The organism is Curtobacterium sp. 'Ferrero' (genome assembly GCF_002412165.1).
In the GTDB taxonomy this organism is placed as follows: Bacteria; Actinomycetota; Actinomycetes; order Actinomycetales; family Microbacteriaceae; genus Curtobacterium.
This window is the reverse complement of the sequence record NZ_NXIA01000022.1, coordinates 1-20686: the sequence shown is the minus strand read 5'-3', so window position 1 is coordinate 20686 and position 20686 is coordinate 1. Positions and strand designations below refer to the sequence as shown.

The window sequence follows — 20686 nt, the reverse complement described above, 5'->3', positions numbered from 1 at the left end:
TGGTGGTTGTGGGCGGAGCACGCCGCCCATCGCGACGTTGTGGTCATCGGCGCGTCCTCGGGTCCAGGACGCCGTACAGGACGTCCACGATGAAGTTGGCGATGAGCACCGACACGGTGATCATCAGGAAGAGGGCCTGCATGAGCGGGTAGTCCTGCCCGATCACGGCGTTGAACAGCAGGTAGCCGATGCCCGGGTAGCCGAACACCTGCTCCACGAGCACCGATCCGCCGACGACACCGCCGAGCGCGAGGCCGAAGCCGGTGAGGTTCGGCAGGATCGCGTTCCGCGCGGCGTACCGGACGGCGACCGTGCGGCCGCGGAGCCCGTTGGCCTCGGCGAACGTGACGTAGTCGTCGCCGAGGGTGTTGATCATCGCGTTGCGCATGCCGATGATCCAGCCGCCGAGGCTCGTCACGAGGATCGTGATCGCGGGGAGCATCGCGTGCTGCAGGGCGTCCCCGATGAACTGCCCGCTGAAGCCCGGCGTGGTCGTGGCCGAGTACGCCCCGGTCGTCGGGAACCAGTGCAGGACGTAGCCGAGGAAGAACAGCAGCAGGAGCGCCGTCCAGAAGTACGGGAACGTCGACATGAAGCTGCCGGACAGGGTCGGGAGCGAGTCGAGCCAGGTGCCGCGCTTCCACGCCGCGCCGACACCGATCAGGGTGCCGAGCACGAACGCGATGATCGTGACGAGGCCGACGAGCACCAGCGTGTACGGCAGGGCCTGGGCCACGAGGTCGCCGACGGGCTGCGGGTAGAACGTGTAGCTCGTGCCGAAGTCGAGCGTGACGACCTGGTGCAGGTAGCTGACGTACTGGTCCCAGAGGTTGCCGCTCGGCACGCCGAGCTGGGCCTCGATCGCCTTCTTCGTGGCGTCGGTGACGGGGCCGTTCTGGCTGAGCTTCGCGAGTGCTGCGTCGGTCGGGCTGCCGGGCATGAGGCGCGGGAGCACGAAGTTCAGCGTGACCGCGGCCCAGAGGGTCAGGACGAACAGGACGAGTTTCTGGAGGATGTACTTCACTTGCCTGCCTCCTCCTGCTGCTGCTCTCGCAGGATCTCCTTGCCCGCCGCGCTGTCGCGAAGCCGGAGCTTCGAGAAGATCAGCAGCGGAGCCGAGTCGTAGTTCTGCGGTGCCATGTAGGGGTCCTCCGCGCTCGGCCAGCCGACGAACTTGTTCGTGTTGAACAGACCCCAGAGACCGCCGTAGTACATGCCGATGACCGGGACGTCGTCGTAGACGATGTTCTGCAGCTGGTGCAGGATCGTTCGCTGCCGGGACTCGTCCGTCGTCGCCTTGTACTCGTCGAGCAGCGCCTGCGTGTCGGCGTTCTTGTAGCGCTCGTAGTTGTTCACCGTCGACTTGCCGACGGGCTGGTAGAAGTCGCTCGAGAGCAGCGAGTTGAAGGCCTGGTAGACGTCGCCGTTGCCCATGCCGCCCATGGCCAGGTCGAACTTGCCGTTGTTGAGGTTGGCCTGGTACCCGGCGGGTTGCGGCGCCTGGAGCGACACCTTGATGCCGATCGCGGTGAGGTCGCGCTGGACCTGCTGGGCCGCACGGAGCCAGTCGGAGTAGCCGTTCGCGGTCATGATCGTGATGGTCAGCTGCTTGCCGTCCTTCACGAGCTTGCCGCCCTGCTGGGTGTAGCCGGACTTCGCGAACTCCTGCAGGGACCGCTTCGTGTCCTGCGTGATCATCCCCTTGTCCGGGATGGACGGATCGAGGTACTGCTCCTGGTTGGGCAGGATGAGGCCGGTCTGACCGGCCGCGGGCAGGTTGCCCTCGGTCGCGGTCTCGGCGATGTCCGTGCGGTCGAGCGCGTACGAGATGCCCTTGCGGACGTTGACGTCGTTGTACGGGGCCTTCGTGAGGTTCGGCACGAGACCGATGACGCCGCCGGCCGGGAACCACCACGTGTTCGTCCCCGACGCAGCACCCCAGGTGCCCTTGACGTCCGAGATGAACGAGTACGCCCAGTCGTAGCCGCGCGTGACCGTGTCGAGCTGCGTGTTCGTGGCCGGCAGGATGAGGTGCTTGATGGCGATCTTGTCGGCCTGCCAGTACCGCGGGTTCTTGTCCATCGAGTACTGCTGGTCGCTGTAGTTGCCGAGCACGAAGGGGCCGGTGCCGACGGGGTTCGGGTCACGCCACGTGGTCGGGTCCTTGACCTTCCCCCAGTGCTGCTCGCCGAGGATGTAGGTCGCGCCGATGATGTTGAGGCTCGGCACGTCGTCGCTCTTGAGGTGGAAGACGACGTGGTCGCCGTCCTGCTCGATGCGGTCGATGTGCTGCCACGCCCCCTTGATGTCCATCGCGGGGAACTTCTTGAGCAGGTCGAACGTGAAGACGACGTCCTTCGCACTGAAAGGGTCGCCGTTCGACCACTCGACGCCCTTCCGGATGGTCATGTCGATCGTGCGGGCGTCGGGCTGCGTCCAGCTGTTGGCGAGCCACGGGGTGCCCTTGCCGTCGAGCGGGTTGACCTCGATGAGCGGCTCGTACATCCACTTGCTCGCGGTGCGGGCGTTGGCGATGTACGGGTTGAAGTTGCGGTCGAACAGCGGGTTGCCGTGGTCGGCGTTGATGAGCATCGTGTCCTTGCCGATGCTCGGGTCCGGCTGGGAGCGGACCTGGATGCTGCAGCCGCTGGCCGCGAGTGCCACGACCGCGATGCCGGCGAGCGCGGCGAGGAGCCGGCCACGCCTGCGCGCGCTGCGCTGTGGGGGAAGCGTCATTGCTCGGTCGACCTCCGTGTCGAATCGGTACGCGAACCAATGTATGCGCTTACATCGCGTCGCGCAAGCGTCTCTCGGACCGTTGAAGGCTGGCCGCGCGCCGCGGGTTGATCGCCCGACGCGGGGGTTGGTCGCACGACGTGCCGTCTGCGCTCGTCCTGGTCGCCGCAGGTGTCGCCCGCAGGGGACGACGGCGACCGGTTCTGCGACCAGGTCGACGGGGGCGGGACGTCACGGCTACGCGACGTCGGCGGGGCGCGACGTCGGCGGGGCGCGACGTCGACGGCCGCGCGACCCGGTCGTCGGGGGCGCGACGCGATGCGACCGCCCGGGGCTCAGACGGGTGCGAGCGTCAGGCGCTCAGGGCCGGCGGGCAGCTCTCGCGGAGGAGCACCTCCACCGGCAGACGTACCGCACGCGGCGGCCCGTCGGGCTCGGCCAGCCGGTCGACCACGGCACGCACGGCAGCACGTCCGAGCTCCCCCATCGGCTGGTGGACCGTCGTCAGGCGGGGGGTCGAGAACCGTCCGGCGTCGATGCCGTCGAAGCCCGTCACGACGACGTCCTCCGGCACGCGGATCCCGAGCGCCGCCGCCGCGTCGAGGACCCCGAGTGCCGACTGGTCGTTCGAGCACACGACCGCCCGCGGCACCGCCCCGGTGAAGAGGTCCGCCGCGAGCTCCCGTGCCCGCACCCGACCGAAGTCGCCGTGCACGGTGGTGACGTCCGACGCGGGGACGCCGTGGTCGGAGAGGGCCTGCCGGAAGCCGTCGGCGCGCTCGAGGTCGTCGGGCGAGTCGACCGGGCCGGCGAGGTAGGCGATGCGCGAGCGGATGCCGAGGCGCCCGATGACGTGCGCGGCCAGGGTCCGCATCCCGGCGACGTTGTCCACGCTGACCGAGTCGAAGCCGTGCGACCGTCCGTCGTCGGCGAGGACCACGACCGGGACCCGACGGGCGACGTGCTCGAGCAGCTCGTCCGGCACCGTCCGCGCCATCACCGCGAGACCGTCCACGCGTCCGGCGACGTCGTTCACGATGACGTCGCGCGAGGACCCCCGCCCGGCGGCCACCATGAGGGCGAGCCCGCGCTGCCAGGCCTCGACCTCGGCCCCGCGGAGCACCTCGTCGAAGTACAGGTTCGACGAGGACGGCTGGGTCACGTGACGACGGTCGTCGACGATGCGGACACCGCCGTCGGTGACGAGATCTGGCCGCTCGTCGGGCACGACGTCGAACCCGGGCAGCAGGAGCCCGACGACGCCCGTGCGTCGACCCGCCAGGGCCCGGGCGGTGCCGGACGGCACGTACCCGAGCGTTCGGATCGCGGCCTGGACCCGGTCGCGGGTCCCCTCGCGCACGGCGTCGGGGGTGCGGAGCACGCGTGAGACGGTCGCGATCGAGACGCCCGCGGCGGATGCGACGTCGTAGACCGTGGGCGGTGCGCTGCGCTGGTCCGTCACCCCGTGCCTCCAGTCCGACCGTCCTGCCGTCGCGAGCCGCGCGGCCGGACCATCCTAGGCACCGCGCGGGGACGGGCCGGTCCGTCTCCCGCACGCGGGTCTTGCGCGATCCGGACACTGCGCGCACACTTGAGCGACCTCAGCACGTCCCGTGAGGAAGCGCATCCGCAGTCAGGGAACTGCACGTTGCCCACACACACAGGAGATCACGATGTCGAAGAACACCCGCGGCCAGAGCCGAGACGTCATCACCGAGTCGATCGCACTCGACGAGGTGAAGAGCGGTCTGCTCGACCACAGTCAGCACAACCAGGACGCGTGGATCTTCGGCGAGGTCGACGGCAGCGAGGAACCCACCGTCTGATCGCGGGTCCGCGGGCGTTGCCGCCCGCTCAGCGCTGCGCTTCAGCGGTTGGACGGGCCTCAGCGCTCGGTCGGCCCGACGATCGCCATGCCCGCGCCGCGGAGGCGCCGACGCTCCTGCGCGATGAACGCGAGCAGCCGGTCGTTCGTGCCCGCCACGTGCGCCGCGAGCAACTCTGCAGCCTGCTCGGCGTCGCCGGCCCGCACAGCGTCGAGGATCGCGCTGTGCTCGGCCCAGGCGGCGTCGCGGGCCGCGGGGGTGCGGACCTCGATCCAGCGCGTGCGCTCGAGTCGGGTGAGGGCGTCGGCGACGGCGTCCGTGATGAACGGGTTGCCCCCGAGGGACGCGAGGTCGAGGTGGAACGTCGAGCCCATGCGGACGCTCGCCCGCTGGTCGGCGTCGGGACGGAGGGCGTCGAGGTGCGCCCGGACCTCGTCGAGCTGTGCGGCGGAAGCACGTGACACCGCGAGCCGGGCGGCGGCTGGTTCGAGGACGCCGCGGAGCTCCGCCAGCGCGGCGATCTCGTCGAGGTCGATCGGGGTGACGGTCCACGAGCGGCCCTCGTGCAGGATGAGGCCCTCACGCTCGAGACGGGACAGTGCCGCGCGCACAGGGGTGCGCGAGGCATGGAAGCGTGCTTCGAGGCCTCGTTCCGAGATCCGCTCGCCGGGCGCGATCTCGAGCGTGAGGATCGCCGCGCGCAGGTTGTCGTAGAGCTGGGCGGTCTGCGACGGCGGGACCGGTCCTGCCTGCTCCACCTCGGTCGTGTCAGCCACGGTCCGAGAGCCTAGCAGGCATGGTATACCGTTTTGGTATACCAACCCCTCGAGGACGGATCCCCGTGAGCACCACGACCGCACCCCACCCGTCCGTCGGCCGACGTGCCTGGACGATGCTCGCGCTCGGGGTCGGCGCCCAGGCCGCCGGCACCCTCGTCGTGTCCGCACCGGCGCTGCTCATCCCGTACCTGCACGGACACGGCACACCGCTGCCGGTCGCCGGGCTCCTGGCTGCCGCGCCGACCTTCGGGATGGTGCTCACCCTCATCGCCTGGGGCGCCGTGACCGACCGGTACGGCGAGCGGGTGGTCATCGCGGGCGGACTCGTCCTCACCACCCTGGCCGTGGTCGGCGCGTGGCTGTCCGCGGGCGACCCGGTGCTGCTCGGACTCGCGTTCCTCGCCGCGGGCATGACGAGCGCGTCGACCAACGCGGCGAGCGGGCGCGTCGTGGTCGGCTGGTTCCCGAAGGAGCGCCGCGGGCTCGCGATGGGCATCCGGCAGATGTCGCAGCCACTCGGGGTGACCCTGGCCGCGGTGACCGTGCCGCAGCTCGCGGAGGCGTCGGGCATCCGGGCCGCCCTGGTGCTGCCCGTGGTGCTCTGCGCGGTGCTCGCCGTGCTGTGTGCCGTCGGCATCGTCGACCCGCCCCGGCCGTCGCGCGCTGGGGCCCCCACCGAGGCGACGGTCAACCCGTACCGGTCGAGCGGGTTCCTGTGGCGCGTGCACGCCGTCTCGGTGCTGCTCGTGGTGCCGCAGTTCACGCTGTCGACCTACGGCCTGGTGTGGCTCGTCGGACTCGGCTGGTCGACGGGTGCCGCCGGGTTGCTCGTCGGAGCCGCCCAGTTCGTCGGTGCGATCGGACGCATCGTCGTGGGGGCGTGGAGCGACCGCGCCGGCTCCCGGGTCCGGCCGCTGCGCACCGTGGCGGTGAGCGCCGCCGTGGTGATGGGTGTGCTGGCCCTGGTCGACGTGACGCACCTGGCCGCGGCGGCGGTGTTCCTCGTGCTCGCCACGAGTGTGACGGTCGCCGACAACGGGCTCGCGTACACGTCGGTGGCCGAGGCCGCGGGGCCGTTCTGGTCGGGTCGGGCGCTCGGAGCGCAGAACACCGGGCAGTTCCTGGCGGCGAGCGCCGTGGGGCCGGGCGTCGGGGCGCTGGTGGCGGGGCTCGGGTTCGCGGCGTCGTTCTCGATCGTGGGGCTGCTGCCGTTGGTCGCGCTGCCGTTGGTGCCGCGTCGGGACCGCGTGCTCGGCTGAGTCGAGGGGCTCCGGGCAGCGGCGATCCTTCCCATCACGCCTGCAATAGGTTGCCGGATCGCTCGTGGGCAGCCGGAAGGAACGACTCACCACGAGCGATTCCGTCACCGACGAGCGGATCGGTCGACCACGAGCGATTCGGCCAGGCAGGACGGGGAACGGGGCACGGGGCGGGGGGCGCGGGTCGGGGGGCGCGGGGCGGGACGGACGGGAGGCCCGTGGCGGGGTCGCCACGGGCCTCCCGCCCGGCGATTGATCGCCGATCAGGCGGGGACCGCCGGTCCGACCGGCCAGCGCAGGAGCGCCGCTGCCGCGGCGCCGCCGGGCAGCGACGCGGCGTTCACGAGCACGATCTCCGCGTCCGTGAGGACCGCCGCCCGGACGAGTGCACACACGGCGGGGACCGGCCCGATCACCGGGACGCCGCCGGCCTGCTCCGGGGCGGTCGCCACCCAGGGCGCAGCGCCGAGGGCGAGGAGCGTCCGGTCGCCGATCGCGACGGCGTCGAGGGCGACGACGGACCCCTGCGCCTGCTGCAGTGCCTCGACGACCGAGCCGATCCCGGTCACGGCCTGGTTGTCGCCACGGCCCACGTGGGTGCGCAGCAGGTCCTCGAGGTCGTGCCGACGGGTGGCGACCACGCGGGCGAGCGCCACCTCGACGTGCTCCACGAACGCCTGCTTCGAGGCCGTGTCGGCGCGCGGGTCCCCGGGGAACACCGACACCAGGCCGCGGGTCTCGCTCGAAAGGGACTTCACGAGGAGCTCGCGCGCCGTGACGTCGCCCGCGACGACGACCAGGCCGGGGCGGACCTCGCGGACCGTGGCGTCGAGGGCGCTCGCGAGCTCGGACTGGTTCTGCTTCCAGATCTCCTCGGTGTGCTGCTGCCAGTGCGGCTGCTTCCAGCCGGTGCCGGCCTTGGCGTAGTGCAGCGTGTCGTTGCGGCCCTGGACCTGCTGCTCGGCGGGTGCGACCGGGGCGTGGCCGAGGCGGTAGGTGCGGAACGCCCCGCCCTCCTTGCCGGCGTGCACGACGAGGAACGGCAGGTCCACCGGGCGGTGCGCCACGAGCGGGACGAGGTCCGGGACCGCGCCGACGCCGACCGACTCCGGTCCGTGCAGGTGTCCGGGCAGTACCTCGCTGAGGACCACCGATCCGTCGTGGACGAGCACGTAGCGGGCGACCGGCGAGGGGACGCCCGGCTCCTGCTCGAACTCGGCCGCGACGAGGTCGACCACGTCGTCGCCGGCGCCCTGCTCGCGCAGCGACTCCTCCACGGCGCGCAGTCGGAGCGCCGCCTGCCGCCTCGGGTCCTCGACGTTGCCGGACACGTCGGCGTAGGCCCAGGCCCACGTGCCGCCGCCCTCCAGCCGCTCCCCCAGGATCTCGTGCAGTTCACTCGTCGCGTTGCTCGACGTCATGGCAGCTCCTTCGCGCAGGTGGGCCGGAGCGGGTCCGCCCCGGCAGCGGCACCGGTTCCGTCGGACCCTGTCACGGTCCTCGGCGTCCGCGTGCGCCCACGATCCACCTGTCGACCCGGACGCGTCCACAGTGCGGAGGGAACGTCCAGCGACCTGCGCGAAAGTACAGCAACGCTCGGTTTTGTGACAGGCTGGGCGGGACCCCGATCGATGACGAACCGGAGCCGGACGATGCAGTCGAAACCCACGCGGACCCCGATCACGAGACGACAGCTGTTGGGCTTCGGCCTGGGGACCGCGGCCGCGGGACTCCTCGCCGGCTGCTCGGTGCCGGGCTCGACGAACGTGAACAAGGCGGCGCTCATCCCCGCCGCGTCGGACGGGGAGACCGTCCAGCTGACCTACTGGGCGTGGCTCAAGGACCTGCAGAAGGTCTGCGACGTCTGGAACGCGAAGCACCCGCGCATCCAGGTCACGGCGAACTGGATCCCCGGCGGCAACAGCGGCGGCTACCAGAAGATGTACTCCGCGCTCGCGGCCGGCGGCGGCCCGGACATCGGCCAGGTCGAGCTGCGGCAGGTCCCCGAGTTCATGCTCGCGAACGGGCTGACCGACCTCGCCCGGTACGGCGCGAAGGACTTCCAGTCGAAGTACGACGAGGCCGCCTGGGCGCAGGTGTCGTTCGTGGACGGCATCTACGGGATCCCGCAGGACACCGGGCCGATGGGCTTCTACTACCAGACGGCGATCCTCGAGCAGGCCGGCGGGGAACCCCCGACCACCTGGGACGAGTGGAAGGTCCTCGCCGAGCAGGTCCGGAAGACCGGCAAGCAGAACTACCTCGAGGTCTTCCCTGTTGCCGACGCGTCGCCGTTCGCCGCGTACGCGCAGCAGGCCGGGGCGCAGTGGTTCCGGATCGACGGCGACGAGTGGGTCGTCGACATGACCGACGACAAGACGATGATGGTCGCCGAGTTCTTCGACGGCTGCATCGACGACGGGCTCGTCGACACGAGCGCCGGCGCGTTCTCACCCGGCTGGTACGCCGCGTGCGCGAGCGGCCGGATCGCCGCCGTCACGAGCGCGAGCTGGGCGGACGCGCTCATCCAGTCGGTGCAGGGCGGGAAGGGCAAGTGGAAGGTCGCCCCCATGCAGACGTGGGGCGACACGGGCTTCGGGTCGAGCGCGATCGGCGGCTCGACGGCGGCGGTCCTCGCGAACGCGAAGCACCCGGCCGAGGCGCTCGAGTTCATCACGTGGATGACCACGTCGAAGGAGGGCATCGACGCGATGATCAAGTACTGCGGCATCGGCTGGTCGCCAGCGAAGGACTACATCGGGGCGGCGCGGCAGCAGCCCAGCGAGTGGTTCTCCGGGCAGGACTACAACGAAGAGGTCTTCGTGCCCGCCTCGAAGGAGCAGAACGTCGACTGGTCGTGGTCCCCCGTGACGCAGTCCGCGTTCACGAGCCTGCAGAACCAGTTCCGTCGCAAGCTGACCGGTGGCCTGAAGCTCACCGACGCGGTCGAACTCGCCCAACGGGAGATCGTCCAGTCCTTCCGCGACAAGGGCCTGAGCGTGAGGACCGCACGATGAGCCAGCCGACCTTCCGCACGAGCACGAAGGCGACGAGCGCGCAGAAGCGGGCACCGTGGATCCTCCTCGCCCCGTTCCTCGCACTGTTCCTGCTGACGTTCATCATCCCGATCATCAGCGCCCTGTTCCAGAGCTTCACCACCGTCGACCGCAAGGGCCTGTTCGGCGAGGACGGCGTCGTCGGCCGGTTCGCCGGGTTCGACAACTACGTGACCGCCCTGCAGGACTCGGGCTTCGTCGCATCGATCGGCCGGATGCTGCTCTTCGGCGTGGTGCAGGTGCCGGTGATGATCGTCCTCTGCACGATCCTGGCGCTGCTGCTCGAGTCGGCGAGCGCCCGCTGGCCCGCGTTCTTCCGCGCCGTGTACTTCATGCCGTACGGCGTGCCCGGCGTCATCGCGACGATCCTGTGGTCGTTCCTCTACGTGCCCGGGCTCTCCCCGATCGTGGCGCTGCTGCAGTCGATCGGGCTGCAACCGGACTTCCTCGGCGCGAACAGCGTCCTGTGGTCGATCGCGAACATCGTCACGTGGACCTACACCGGCTACAACATGCTCATCATCGTGGCGCAGCTGAAGTCGATCCCCGGCGAGGTCTACGAGGCCGCCCGGGTCGACGGTGCGAACGCCTTCCAGGTCGCGTGGCGCATCCAGATCCCGCTCATCGCGCCCGCCCTCGTGCTCACGACCGTGTTCTCGATCATCGGGACGCTGCAGCTCTTCGCGGAGCCGCAGATCCTGTCCACGGTCGCCCCCGCGATCGACACCGAGTACACGCCGAACTACGCCGCCTACACGAACGCGTTCGCCTTCAACGAGTACGGCGTCGCCTCGGCACAGGCGGTCATCATCGCGCTGGCCGCGTTCATCCTGTCGTTCGCGTTCCTCGCGCTGACGAACCGGCCACCGAAGAACGAGCGCGACCAGCGGAAGCGCGCGAAGCGCGACGGCTTGGAGGCACGGCGTGCGCTCCAGACGCGCGCCACCGCCGGACAGGTGGTCACCGACCGGGCACCGGGTGCCCAGGCGGGTCGCGTCGCGACGACGGAAGGAACGGACCGATGAGCGCCACCGCACCCCGAGCACCGCGCGGCGCCGCCGCACGCCTCGCGCACGACCCGGCGGTCGCGCTCCCGATGCGCGAAGCCGACCACCCCGTCGACACCACGTCGATCACCGCGCACCAGCGCCGGAAGTTCGACCGGTCCGGGAGGTCGCAGATCGTCGTGACGGGCATCCTCGTCCTCGTCGCGGTCTACTTCCTCGTGCCGCTGTACTGGGTCGTCATCGCGGCGACCAAGACGACCGGCGCCCTGTTCGCCACGAACGGGTTCTGGTTCGGCGGCGACTTCGCCCTGTTCAGCAACATCCAGCAGGTGTTCTCGTACGACGGCGGGATCTTCGTCCGCTGGATCGCGAACAGCGTGCTGTACTCCGGCGTCGGCGCCGTCCTCGCGACCTACTTCGCCGCCGCCGGCGGGTACGCGCTGGCGAAGTACGAGTTCCGTGGCCGCCAGCTCGTGTTCGGGACGATCCTCGGCGGCGTGCTCGTCCCCGGGACGGCCACGGCGCTGCCGCTGTTCCTGCTGTTCTCGACGCTCGGGCTCACCGACACGTACTGGAGTGTGCTCATCCCGAGCCTGGTGTCACCGTTCGGGCTGTTCCTCTGCCGGGTGTACGCGGCGGCGTCGGTCGACACCGCGCTCCTCGAGCAGGCACGGATCGACGGCGCCGGGGAACTCCGCATCTTCCACACCATCGTGCTGCGGCAGATGACGCCCGCGCTCGTCACCGTGTTCCTGTTCCAGGTCGTCGGGATCTGGAACAACTTCTTCCTGCCGCTGATCATGCTGGCAGACCAGAAGCTCTACCCGATCACACTGGGACTGAACAACTGGCGGGCACAGGTCGATCGTCTGCCAGAGTTCTACCAGCTCACCACGGGTGGGGTGCTCGTCTCGGTCATCCCGCTCGTGATCGCGATCATCGTCCTGCAGCGCTTCTGGCGCGGGGGCCTCACGGAAGGATCGGTCAAGGGTTGACCGTCACTGCACAGCCATCCGCCGACTCGGCACTCGCCGACCTGGCATCCACCACCCCCGGATCCGACTCGCGCCTGGCACCCCGTGCCTGGTTGCACACGGACGCCCCCGCGCTGTCGTTGGACGGCGAGTGGGACTTCCGGTGGTCCCCCGTCGCCGACGTTCCCGTCCCGGGGGCCGACGACACGTGGGGCACGCTCCCGGTGCTGTCGCACTGGGTCCTGCACGGCCACGGGGCGCCGAGCTACACGAACCTGCAGTACCCGTTCCCGATCGACCCGCCGCACCCGCCGGAGGAGAACCCCACGGGTGACCACCGGCGCGTCTTCTCCCTGCCGTCGTCCTTCGACGCGGCCGCCCGGGTGGTGCTGCGCTTCGACGGCGTGGAGTCGCACTTCCGGGTGTGGCTGAACGGTTCGCTCGTGGGGTGGAGCACCGGCTCGCGGCTCGTCACGGAGTTCGACGTGACCTCGCTGCTGCGTCCGGGGCCGAACGAGCTGCTGGTCCGCGTGCACCAGTGGTCGGCGGCCTCGTACCTGGAGGACCAGGACCAGTGGTGGCTGCCGGGCATCTTCCGCGACGTGACGCTGCTCGCGCGTCCGACGGCTCCGATCGACGACGTGTTCGTCCGCGCGGGATGGGAGCCCGTACTCGGGTCCGCGGCGACGGCAGGCACCGCCGCGTCCGGGCGCCCGTCGACCGGCACGGGGACGATCACCATGCCGACGCTCGACGCAGCGTTCCCGGTGCGGTTCTCGGTGCCGTCGCTCGGCGTCGACGTGACGTGGGGCTCGGCGTCCGACGTCGCGCCGATCACCGTCGAGGGCGTCGAGCCGTGGAGCGCCGAGCTGCCCCGCCTGTACGACGCGACGCTGTCGACCGGCACCACCGCCGGCGGCCGTGCGGGCGGCGAGACCGTGTCGCTCCGGATCGGCTTCCGTTCGGTGCGGATCGAGGGCGACCGGTTCCTGGTCAACGGCGAGCGCGTGGTGTTCCACGGCGTGAACCGGCACGAGACGCACCCCGTCCGTGGACGGGTCTTCGACGAGGAACACGCCCGCGCCGACATGGCGCTCATGAAGCGGAACAACGTCAACGCGATCCGCACCTCGCACTACCCGCCGCACCCCCGCGTGCTCGACCTGGCGGACGAGCTCGGCTTCTGGGTGATCCTGGAGTGCGACCTCGAGACGCACGGGTTCATCTTCACCGGATGGGTCGGCAACCCCTCGGACGACCCGGCCTGGCGCGACGCCTACCTCGACCGGATCGCGCGGACCGTCGAACGGGACAAGAACCACCCGTCGATCATCATGTGGTCGCTCGGCAACGAGTCCGGCACCGGCCGGAACCTCGCGGCGATGTCGCAGTGGGTGCACGACCGCGACGACGAGCGTCCGGTGCACTACGAGGGCGACTACACGGGCGAGTACACCGACGTGTACTCGCGCATGTACCCGACGCTGCAGGAGACCGAGTCGATCGGCGGCGGCACACCCACGCCCCTGCTCGAGTGCGGTCCTGCCGAAGCTGCGCGGCAGCGGTCGAAGCCGTTCATCCACTGCGAGTACGTGCACGCGATGGGCAACGGTCCGGGGCAGATCGCCGAGTACGAGGCCCTCGTCGACAAGTACCCGCGGCTGCACGGCGGGTTCGTGTGGGAGTGGCGCGACCACGGCCTGCTGACCCACACGGCCGACGGCCAGGCCTACTACGGGTACGGCGGTGACTTCGGCGAGGTGGTGCACGACGGCAACTTCGTTATGGACGGGCTCGTCCTGCCCGACGACATCCCGACCCCGGGGCTGGCGGAGTTCGCGGCCGTCGTGGCGCCGGTTCGGATGTCGTCGTCGGACACCACGGTCCTGGTCGAGAACCGGTACCACTCGGCCTCGACCGCGGGCTTGCGGTTCTGCTGGACGCTCTCGCGGAACGGCGTGGTCGAGGCATCCGGACGCCTGACGCCGGGGGTGATCGCGGCCCGCGCGTCGGCGACCGTGCCGGTGCCGGACGAGGTCCTCGAGGCTGCGGCCGGCACCCCCGCACCCGGTGACGAGCTGTGGTTCGACGTGACCGCGGAGCTCGCCGGACCGACCGCGTGGGCGGACACCGGCCACGTCGTGGCACGCACCCAGCGGCTCGTCGCGAGCCGACCGGCGGACGCACCACGGGCCTCCCGGCGGGGGTGGGACGGCGACCGGCTCGGTGACGGGACCTTCACGGCGCGCGGCGACCTGGTCGGCTTCAAGGGACACGAGGTCGCCGGCCCCCGCCTCGAGCTGTGGCGTGCCCCGACCGACAACGACCGGTTGGCGTCGCAAGGCGGCTACGAGACGGTCGACCCGGTGCTCACGGGCGGCGTCGGGGACCCGGATGCCCCGGCGTCCGCAGTGCGGTGGACCGAGCGCGGGCTCGATCGTCTGACGCACCGGCTCGTGTCCGTCGACCGGACGGAGCACGGGCTCGTGCAGCGGGTCCGGGTGGCGGCGGCGAACAGCGGGTGGGGCGTCGACGTCACGCACCGCTGGACCCTGACGGACGCCGGACTGCAGCTGCAGACGGACGCCGTGCCGTTCGGCGCGTGGGACGTCACGTGGCCGCGCCTCGGCGTGCGCTTCGACCTGCCGGTGTCGTTCCTCGACGAGCAGGCGACCTGGTTCGGCACGGGCCCGGAGGAGTCGTACCCGGACTCCTCGCACGCTGCTCGGGTCGGGCGGTTCACCGCGCCGGTGCGTTCGCTGACGGTCGAGTACTCGCGGCCGCAGGAGTCCGGGCACCGGCCGGGGCTGCGGTCGCTCGCCGTGGGTGACCTCACGGCGACGACCGTCGGCGCACACCGCGCCGGCTTCACCCTCACGCCGTGGACCGCGCAGCAGGTCACGCGCGCCGGGCACCCGTACGAGCTGCCCAAGCCGGACCACGCGTACCTGTACCTCGACGCGGCGCAGCACGGGCTGGGGAGCCGCGCGTGCGGGTTGGACGTGCTGCCGGAGCACCAGCTGTGGCCGCACGCGGCGTCGTGGAGCGTGGTGCTGGGGTAGCGCGGCGCGCGTCGGAACCAGGTTCCGGACACGACACCGCGCTTTTCCGTGGTGTTGTGTCCGGAACCTGGTTCCGTCTTGTCCGGAACGCGCTACGCCCCGAGGGCGCGCAGCGCCTCCGGGTCGCTCTGCTCGAGGAACGCCGTCAGCCGCTCGGGCTCGCCCTCCTCGCCGATCGCCTCCGCCGCGCGACGCAGGGCGAACAGCGCCCGCAGCACGCCCCGGTTCGGCTCGTGCGACCACGGGACCGGCCCGGCGCCCCGCCAGCCCGCCTTCCGCAGTGCGTCGAGGCCGCGGTGGTACCCGACCCGGGCGTAGGCGTACGACTCGAGCGTGGCGCCACGGTCCCAGGCCTCGTCCGCGAGGAGCGCCCACGCCAGGCTCGACGCCGGGTGCGACACGACGACGCTCGCGACGGGGGTGTCCGCGGCGAGCGCCGACGTCACCTCCGGCTCCTCGGGCAGCAGGGTCTCGGGGGTGGTGGGGTTCGGCAGCAGGTTCTCCGGCATGCCCCCCACCCTGTCACGCCGAGCCGTCGGAGCCCTTGCGTGTCGCGCACGCTCGGGCGTACCGTGGGCGCTCACCCCGTCGTCACCACGGGGTCGCGGTGCGGGACGACCGGCCGCCGACACGGGTGACGGTCACGGGGGTCCCCCGACGGAAGCAGACGGATTGCTGTCGATCACCGGTTCCGCTCAGCCCACGCGCTGACACCGTGATCGCGCCCGCCGTCGGGCGCTCCGCCCCCTCGTGCTGACGCACGGTGGCGGCTCCGGTGTCGTGCGCCCAGCACCGACAACCGGGGAGGCACCCGCATGCCCATCAGTCCGTCCGTCGTCCTGGACGACCTCAGCTACACCTGGCCCGACGGCAGCGTCGCGCTCAGTCACCTCACCGCTGCCTTCGGCCGCGGCCGCACCGGTCTGGTCGGGAGGAACGGGGCCGGCAAGTCCACGCTCGTCCGGCTGGTCACGGGGCAGCTCCACCCCACCTCGGGTCGGATCACGACGTCCGGTCCCGTCGACCTGCTGCCGCAGCGTCTGACGGGGCACCCCGACGACACCGTCTCCGACCTGCTCGGCATCCGCCCGACGGTCGCGGCACTCCGTGCGGTCCTCGGCGGTGACGCCTCGCCGGAGCACTTCGACGTCATCGGCGACGACTGGGACGTCGAGGAGCGGGCCGCTGCCGCGCTGTCCGGCATCGGGCTCGGTCTCGATGGCAGCGACCTCGACCGACCGGTGTCGACGCTGTCCGGCGGACAGGCCGTGCTCGTCGCGGTCGCCGGGATCCGGATGCGCCGCGCGCCGATCGTGTTCCTCGACGAGCCGACGAACAACCTCGACCGGCGAGCGCGCGGCGTCCTGCTCGACATGATCGACGGGTGGTCGGGGACGCTCGTCGTGGTCAGTCACGACCGGGAGCTGCTCGAGCACGTGGACGAGACGGTCGAACTGCGCGACGGCACGGTGACGGTGTTCGGCGGCCCGTTCAGCGCGTTCGAGGAGCACCTCGCCGCGCAGCAGGCCGCGGCTCTGCGCGAGGTCCGGGTCGCCGAGCAACGGCACCGCACCGAGAAGCGGCAGCGCATCGAGGCCGAGACCAAGATCGCCCGGCGAGCGCGATCGGGCAGGAAGGCCGCCGAGGGCATGCCGAAGATCTTCGCGAACGAGATGCGGAAACGCGGCGAGCAGACCGCCGGTCGTCTCCGCACCGCCTCCGCCGAGGACGAAGCCGCCGCGCTGACCGCGAAGCACGACGCCGAGGCCCGGCTCCGGGTGGACGAGTCCATCACGGTGGTCCTGCCCGATCCGGAGGTGCCGGCGTCGCGGATGATCGCCACCGTGACCGTCCGCGGCCGGGACACGATCGTGCAGGGGCCGGAACGGGTCGCGGTGAGCGGGGACAACGGGGTCGGCAAGACGACCCTGCTCGAACAGCTCGTCGGTGTGCCGGGCTCCCGCGAGCACCCGCTGCCGGACACCCGCGCCGTACGGCACGTGGACCGGGTCGGCTACCTGCCGCAGCGGAAGGACTCGCTCGACGACGCCGCGACCGTGTTCGACAACGTGCGCCGGCACGCCCCGACGGCCTCGGACGCCGAGGTCAAGAACCGCCTGGCCCGGTTCCTCGTGCGCGGCGACGCCGTCGACCGGCTCGCCGGGGACCTGTCGGGCGGAGAGCGGTTCCGGGTCGCGCTGGCGGCCCTCGTGCTCGCCGACCCACCGCCGCAGCTGCTGGTGCTCGACGAACCGACGAACGACCTCGACCTGACGAGCGTCGACCAGCTCGTGGATGCGTTGCGGGCCTACCGGGGTGCGCTCGTGGTGGTCAGCCACGACGAGACGTTCCTGGACCGACTCGACCTCACGACCCGGATCGAGCTGTCGTGAGCAGCCCGGTGCCGCTCAGCGCCGCTTCGTCGGGCGGATCGCGAGCGACTCCACGGTGCCGCGCTCCGGCAGGTCGACCACGGTGCGGACCGCGGCGGCGACGTCCTCCGGGGCGAGGTAGTACGCGGTGTCGTACTCCTCGCCGAGCTTCTCCGTGAGGGCACGCTGCATGTCCGAGTCCGTCCGGCCCGGGTGCACGCTCGACACCCGGACGCCGTTCGCGCGCTCCTCCTCGCGCAGGGCGTCGGCGAAGGCGCGGAGGGCGAACTTCGACGCCGCGTAGACCCCACCGCCGGGGCCGGAGTGGAAGCCGGAGCCGCTGTTGATCGGCACGACGATGCCCCGGGCAGCGCGGAGCGCCGGGAGGGCCCGTCGGGTGAGCTCGGCGACCGCGAAGAGGTTGGTGGCGAAGACCCGCTCCCACACCGCGCGCTCGGTGTCGGCGACGGTGGTGCCCTCCTCGACCCCGGCGTTGTGCACGAGGACGTCGAGCCGGTCCGGCAGCGCGGGCGCGTCGCCGGCGCCCAGGTCGCCCACGAAGGGCGACGCGTGCGGCAGCTCGGCGACGAGGGCCTCGACCGCCTCGGCGCTCCTGCCACCGACGAACACGTGGTGCGTGCGGCCGAGGTCGATCGCGATCGCCCGGCCGATCCCGCGGGTCGCGCCCGTCACGAGCGCGGTGGGCAGGCTGACGGGAGGCGCGGTGTCGGTCATGCGCACCAGCCTACGGATGCGTACCGACGGACGTGCCCCGTGCCTCCAGACCGTCCGTCAGCGGGAGGAGACCGGCGCTCCGCGCCGTCGCCGACGCACCGTCCACAGTGCCGCAGCGGCACCGGCGACGAGCACGAGGACCGCCACGAGTCCCCACGGCGATCCGGCGACCGCGGCGAGCACCGCCCAGAACACGGCGAGCCCGACGGTGGCGTACACGAACGCCCAGGCCACGCAGCCGACGAGCATCGCGGCCGTGTACCGCCACCACGGCACGCGTGCGAGGCCGGCGGCCGCGTTCATCACCGTCTGGAGTCCGACCATGAGGAAGCTGACGGCGACGACCGGCAGTCCCCAGCGGTCGAGGAGCGCGGAGCCGCGGCGGACGGCGGCGCTGTCGACCCACCGGCCGAGGGGCGAGCGCGACGCGCCGGTGACCGCCAGGCGCGCGACCCAGTACGTGGCCTGCGCGCGGCAGAACACGATCACGAGGAGCGCGGTGACGAGCGGCCAGAACGGCAGCTCGTCGAGGAAGGTCGGCACGCGGTGACGGTAACGGTGCTCGCCGGGAATGTCCTCGGCGTCGCGGGGCGGTGCGGCGGGACGGACGGTGCCCGGTCAGCGGCGTTCCGCGTCCTGCCGGATCTTGATGCCCTCGAGGACGTCCTTCGCGCGCTGCTCGTCCTGCTTCTCGATCTGGCGGGTGTCACGCTCCGGGAGCTGGATGTCCTCCTCGGCGCGGATACCGGCCTGCAGCTCGCGGCCGCGTTCGAGCTCGGCGTCGAACTCCGCACCGAACAGCAGCGCGTTGTTCGTGATCCAGATCCAGAGGAGGAAGACGATCACGCCGCCGAGCGAACCGTACGTGGCGTTGTAGTTCGAGAAGTTGCCGACGTAGAACCCGAAGCCGAGGCTCGCGATGACCCAGATGAGGATCGCGACGACCGAGCCGCCGCTCACCCAGCGGAACTTCGGCTGCTCGACGTTCGGCGCCCAGTAGTACAGCACCGCGACGACGATGATCGCGATGGCGAGCAGGATCGGCCACTGCACGACGAGCAGGACGGTCGCGGCGGCGTCGCCGAGGCCGATGAGGTCGCCGATGCTCTTCGCGAGGGGGCCGCTCACGAGGACGACGAGCCCGAGGACGAGCAGGACGACGGTGAAGAGCGTCACGCCGAGCATCGTCGGGCGCAGCTTCCAGATCGGGCGGCCCTCCCGGACGTTGTAGATGCGGTTCATCGCACGGCCGAACGCGCCGACGTAGCCGGAGGCCGACCAGAGGGCGCCGAGCAGACCGACGACGAACGTGATCGGTGCCGCGGGTGACCGCACGAGACCCTCGATCGGGCCCTGGAGGAGCTTCGCGACGTCGCCGCCGCCGATGTTCGTCACGACGTCGAGCACCGTCTCGATGGTCCGCTTCGGGTCGGACACGAGGCCGAGGATCGAGACCACGGCCAAGATGCCGGGGAAGAGCGCCAGCACGGTGTAGTAGGTCAGGCTCGCTGCCAGGTCGGTGCACTGGTCGCTGGAGAACTCGCGGAGGGTCTTCTTCAGCGTGTAGACGACCGACGGCTTCGTGAGGTCGGTCGGGCTGTCCGGCTTCCGCGGGTCGTCCGCCGCCGGCTTGTTCCGTTCGCGTGCCATCGTCAGCCCTTCGCCGCGGCCTTGGCAGCCGCCTTCCCCGCTGCCTTCGCCCGGGCGGCGGCCTGCTTGCGGTTCTTCGTCGCGCGTCGCTGCACGGCCGCGATGCCGGCGCGCTGCTTGACGCGGTTGCGGTGCATCGGGTCGTGTTCGAGCGCCTCCTCGGCCGCCTTCTTCCGCGCCTTGCGGCCCTTGCGTCCGGGCTGCGACTGCTCGACCGCGCCCGGGCCGTCGCCGCCGCGCGCGCCGAACGGGAGGAGGGCGGTGAACGCTGTCCGGGCCGGCGGCTGCGCGAGGTGCCCGGCGTCGGTGCGGCCGATCCGCGTCCCGAGGACGATCGCCGCGACGCCCGCCGCCGCGGTGATGCCCATCGCCACGAGCGGGGTGGGGTCGCGGTGCCAGCGCTGCTTCGTCTTCGCGATCGCGAGGCGGGTCCGCGCGGGCACGTCGGCGCGGCGCTTGATCTCGGCGACCGTGTCCGTGATGCCCTCGCGCGCGCGGGTCGTCGCGAGTTCGAGCTCGGGGAGGCTGTCGTTGGGCATACTCCGTGCCTACCAGGCCCGATCCGCGACGGCCCACAGTTCGGGGCGTCTACGGTGCCCGGCATGATCCTCCCCACCGCTTCCGCGAAGCTGTTCCGCGACGTCGCCGACGGCATCCACCGTCTGGAGGTCGCGCACACCAACACCTACCTCGTCGAGACCGGCGACCGTCTGCTCGTGGTCGACGCAGGCCTCCCGGCGGCGTGGCCGCACCTGCTGGTCGCCGTGCGGGACCTCGGGTACACGCCCGCGACGGTGGAGGCCCTGCTGCTCACCCACGGCCACTTCGACCACGTCGGCACCGCGGCCCGGATGCACCGCGAGTGGGGCACGCCCGTGTACGTGCACCCGGGCGACCGGCGGCTGGCCGCGCACCCGTACTCGTACCGGCCGCAGACGAACCGGCTCGGCTTCGTCGCCGTGCACCCGGGCGGGCTGCTCCCCCTCGGCCGGATGCTCCTCGCCGGCGCGGCCGCTGTGTCGGGCGTCGGGGACACGAAGCCGCTCGAGTCCCGCGCCGAGGTCCCCGGGTCGCCATGGATCATCGAGGCGCCGGGCCACACCGACGGGCACGTGGCGCTGCACTTCGCCGACCGGGACGCGGTGGTCGTCGGGGACGCGCTCGTGACGTTCGACCCGTACACGGGCGGGATCGGTCCACGCGTCGTGGCTCCGGCGGCGACGGCGGGCG

The 20686-nt window shown here is 71.6% G+C and carries 18 protein-coding genes; 8 read left to right on the top strand and 10 right to left on the bottom strand.

Going from position 1 to position 20686, the window contains the following annotated elements; all coding sequences use genetic code 11:
• Positions 1 to 43: 43 nt before the first annotated feature.
• The 3 genes from Csp2054_RS15315 to Csp2054_RS15305 all read right to left on the bottom strand — a co-directional run bounded on the left by Csp2054_RS15315 (position 44) and on the right by Csp2054_RS15305 (position 4198).
• On the bottom strand, positions 44 to 1024 hold the full coding sequence (locus tag Csp2054_RS15315) for an ABC transporter permease (protein WP_096900321.1): 981 nt from the start codon (positions 1022 to 1024) through the stop codon (positions 44 to 46).
• Entirely contained in the window at positions 1021 to 2736 is a 1716-nt protein-coding gene (locus Csp2054_RS15310) for an ABC transporter substrate-binding protein (RefSeq protein WP_255252775.1), read from the bottom strand. Before Csp2054_RS15310 ends, Csp2054_RS15315 begins: the two co-directional genes overlap by 4 nt.
• A 352-nt stretch (positions 2737 to 3088) precedes the next feature.
• Positions 3089 to 4198: a LacI family DNA-binding transcriptional regulator gene (locus tag Csp2054_RS15305; protein ID WP_096900320.1), complete on the bottom strand. Its 1110-nt coding sequence runs from the start codon at positions 4196 to 4198 to the stop codon at positions 3089 to 3091.
• Between the two features lie 211 nt (positions 4199 to 4409).
• Between Csp2054_RS15305 and Csp2054_RS18285 the strand changes: the two genes are divergently transcribed.
• A complete protein-coding gene (locus tag Csp2054_RS18285) occupies positions 4410 to 4562 on the top strand; it encodes a hypothetical protein (protein ID WP_176491746.1) in 153 nt (50 codons plus the stop codon).
• A 59-nt stretch (positions 4563 to 4621) separates the two neighbouring features.
• Here Csp2054_RS18285 and Csp2054_RS15300 read toward each other — a convergent pair whose 3' ends face one another.
• Positions 4622 to 5338 (bottom strand): GntR family transcriptional regulator, encoded by a 717-nt coding sequence (locus tag Csp2054_RS15300; protein WP_255252774.1) that lies wholly within the window; start codon positions 5336 to 5338, stop codon positions 4622 to 4624.
• A 116-nt stretch (positions 5339 to 5454) separates the two neighbouring features.
• Here Csp2054_RS15300 and Csp2054_RS15295 point away from each other — a divergent pair, with 116 nt between their 5' ends.
• On the top strand, positions 5455 to 6600 hold the full coding sequence (locus Csp2054_RS15295) for an MFS transporter (protein ID WP_176491749.1): 1146 nt from the start codon (positions 5455 to 5457) through the stop codon (positions 6598 to 6600).
• Positions 6601 to 6863: 263 nt separating this feature from the next.
• On the opposite strand, the gene Csp2054_RS15290 is transcribed toward Csp2054_RS15295, so the two are convergent.
• Entirely contained in the window at positions 6864 to 8021 is a 1158-nt protein-coding gene (locus tag Csp2054_RS15290; RefSeq protein ID WP_096900318.1) for a hypothetical protein, read from the bottom strand.
• A 231-nt stretch (positions 8022 to 8252) separates the two neighbouring features.
• Here Csp2054_RS15290 and Csp2054_RS15285 point away from each other — a divergent pair, with 231 nt between their 5' ends.
• The 4 genes from Csp2054_RS15285 to Csp2054_RS15270 are packed head-to-tail and all read left to right on the top strand — an operon-like array spanning position 8253 to position 14699.
• On the top strand, positions 8253 to 9617 hold the full coding sequence (locus Csp2054_RS15285) for an extracellular solute-binding protein (protein WP_096900339.1): 1365 nt from the start codon (positions 8253 to 8255) through the stop codon (positions 9615 to 9617).
• Positions 9614 to 10681, top strand: coding sequence for a carbohydrate ABC transporter permease (locus Csp2054_RS15280; RefSeq protein ID WP_096900317.1), 1068 nt, complete (start codon positions 9614 to 9616; stop codon positions 10679 to 10681). The genes Csp2054_RS15285 and Csp2054_RS15280 overlap by 4 nt, the downstream gene beginning before the upstream one ends.
• Positions 10678 to 11658 (top strand): carbohydrate ABC transporter permease, encoded by a 981-nt coding sequence (locus Csp2054_RS15275; RefSeq protein WP_255252773.1) that lies wholly within the window; start codon positions 10678 to 10680, stop codon positions 11656 to 11658. The genes Csp2054_RS15280 and Csp2054_RS15275 overlap by 4 nt, the downstream gene beginning before the upstream one ends.
• Positions 11655 to 14699: a glycoside hydrolase family 2 TIM barrel-domain containing protein gene (locus tag Csp2054_RS15270; RefSeq protein WP_255252772.1), complete on the top strand. Its 3045-nt coding sequence runs from the start codon at positions 11655 to 11657 to the stop codon at positions 14697 to 14699. The genes Csp2054_RS15275 and Csp2054_RS15270 overlap by 4 nt, the downstream gene beginning before the upstream one ends.
• A 92-nt stretch (positions 14700 to 14791) precedes the next feature.
• On the opposite strand, the gene Csp2054_RS15265 is transcribed toward Csp2054_RS15270, so the two are convergent.
• Complete coding sequence (locus tag Csp2054_RS15265; RefSeq protein ID WP_096900316.1) at positions 14792 to 15208, bottom strand: DUF3151 domain-containing protein; 417 nt, start codon at positions 15206 to 15208, stop codon at positions 14792 to 14794.
• Positions 15209 to 15514: 306 nt separating this feature from the next.
• Between Csp2054_RS15265 and Csp2054_RS15260 the strand changes: the two genes are divergently transcribed.
• Positions 15515 to 17092, top strand: coding sequence for an ABC-F family ATP-binding cassette domain-containing protein (locus Csp2054_RS15260; protein ID WP_096900315.1), 1578 nt, complete (start codon positions 15515 to 15517; stop codon positions 17090 to 17092).
• A gap of 15 nt (positions 17093 to 17107) precedes the next feature.
• On the opposite strand, the gene Csp2054_RS15255 is transcribed toward Csp2054_RS15260, so the two are convergent.
• The 4 genes from Csp2054_RS15255 to Csp2054_RS15240 all read right to left on the bottom strand — a co-directional run bounded on the left by Csp2054_RS15255 (position 17108) and on the right by Csp2054_RS15240 (position 19995).
• Complete coding sequence (locus tag Csp2054_RS15255; RefSeq protein WP_096900314.1) at positions 17108 to 17806, bottom strand: SDR family oxidoreductase; 699 nt, start codon at positions 17804 to 17806, stop codon at positions 17108 to 17110.
• 57 nt (positions 17807 to 17863) lie between these two features.
• Positions 17864 to 18349 (bottom strand): DedA family protein, encoded by a 486-nt coding sequence (locus Csp2054_RS15250; protein WP_096900313.1) that lies wholly within the window; start codon positions 18347 to 18349, stop codon positions 17864 to 17866.
• A gap of 75 nt (positions 18350 to 18424) precedes the next feature.
• Positions 18425 to 19456 (bottom strand): YihY/virulence factor BrkB family protein, encoded by a 1032-nt coding sequence (locus tag Csp2054_RS15245; protein ID WP_096900312.1) that lies wholly within the window; start codon positions 19454 to 19456, stop codon positions 18425 to 18427.
• A 2-nt stretch (positions 19457 to 19458) separates the two neighbouring features.
• Positions 19459 to 19995: a hypothetical protein gene (locus Csp2054_RS15240; RefSeq protein ID WP_096900311.1), complete on the bottom strand. Its 537-nt coding sequence runs from the start codon at positions 19993 to 19995 to the stop codon at positions 19459 to 19461.
• A gap of 63 nt (positions 19996 to 20058) precedes the next feature.
• Between Csp2054_RS15240 and Csp2054_RS15235 the strand changes: the two genes are divergently transcribed.
• A partial coding sequence (locus tag Csp2054_RS15235) for an MBL fold metallo-hydrolase (RefSeq protein WP_141399289.1) occupies positions 20059 to 20686 on the top strand: 628 nt, incomplete at its 3' end.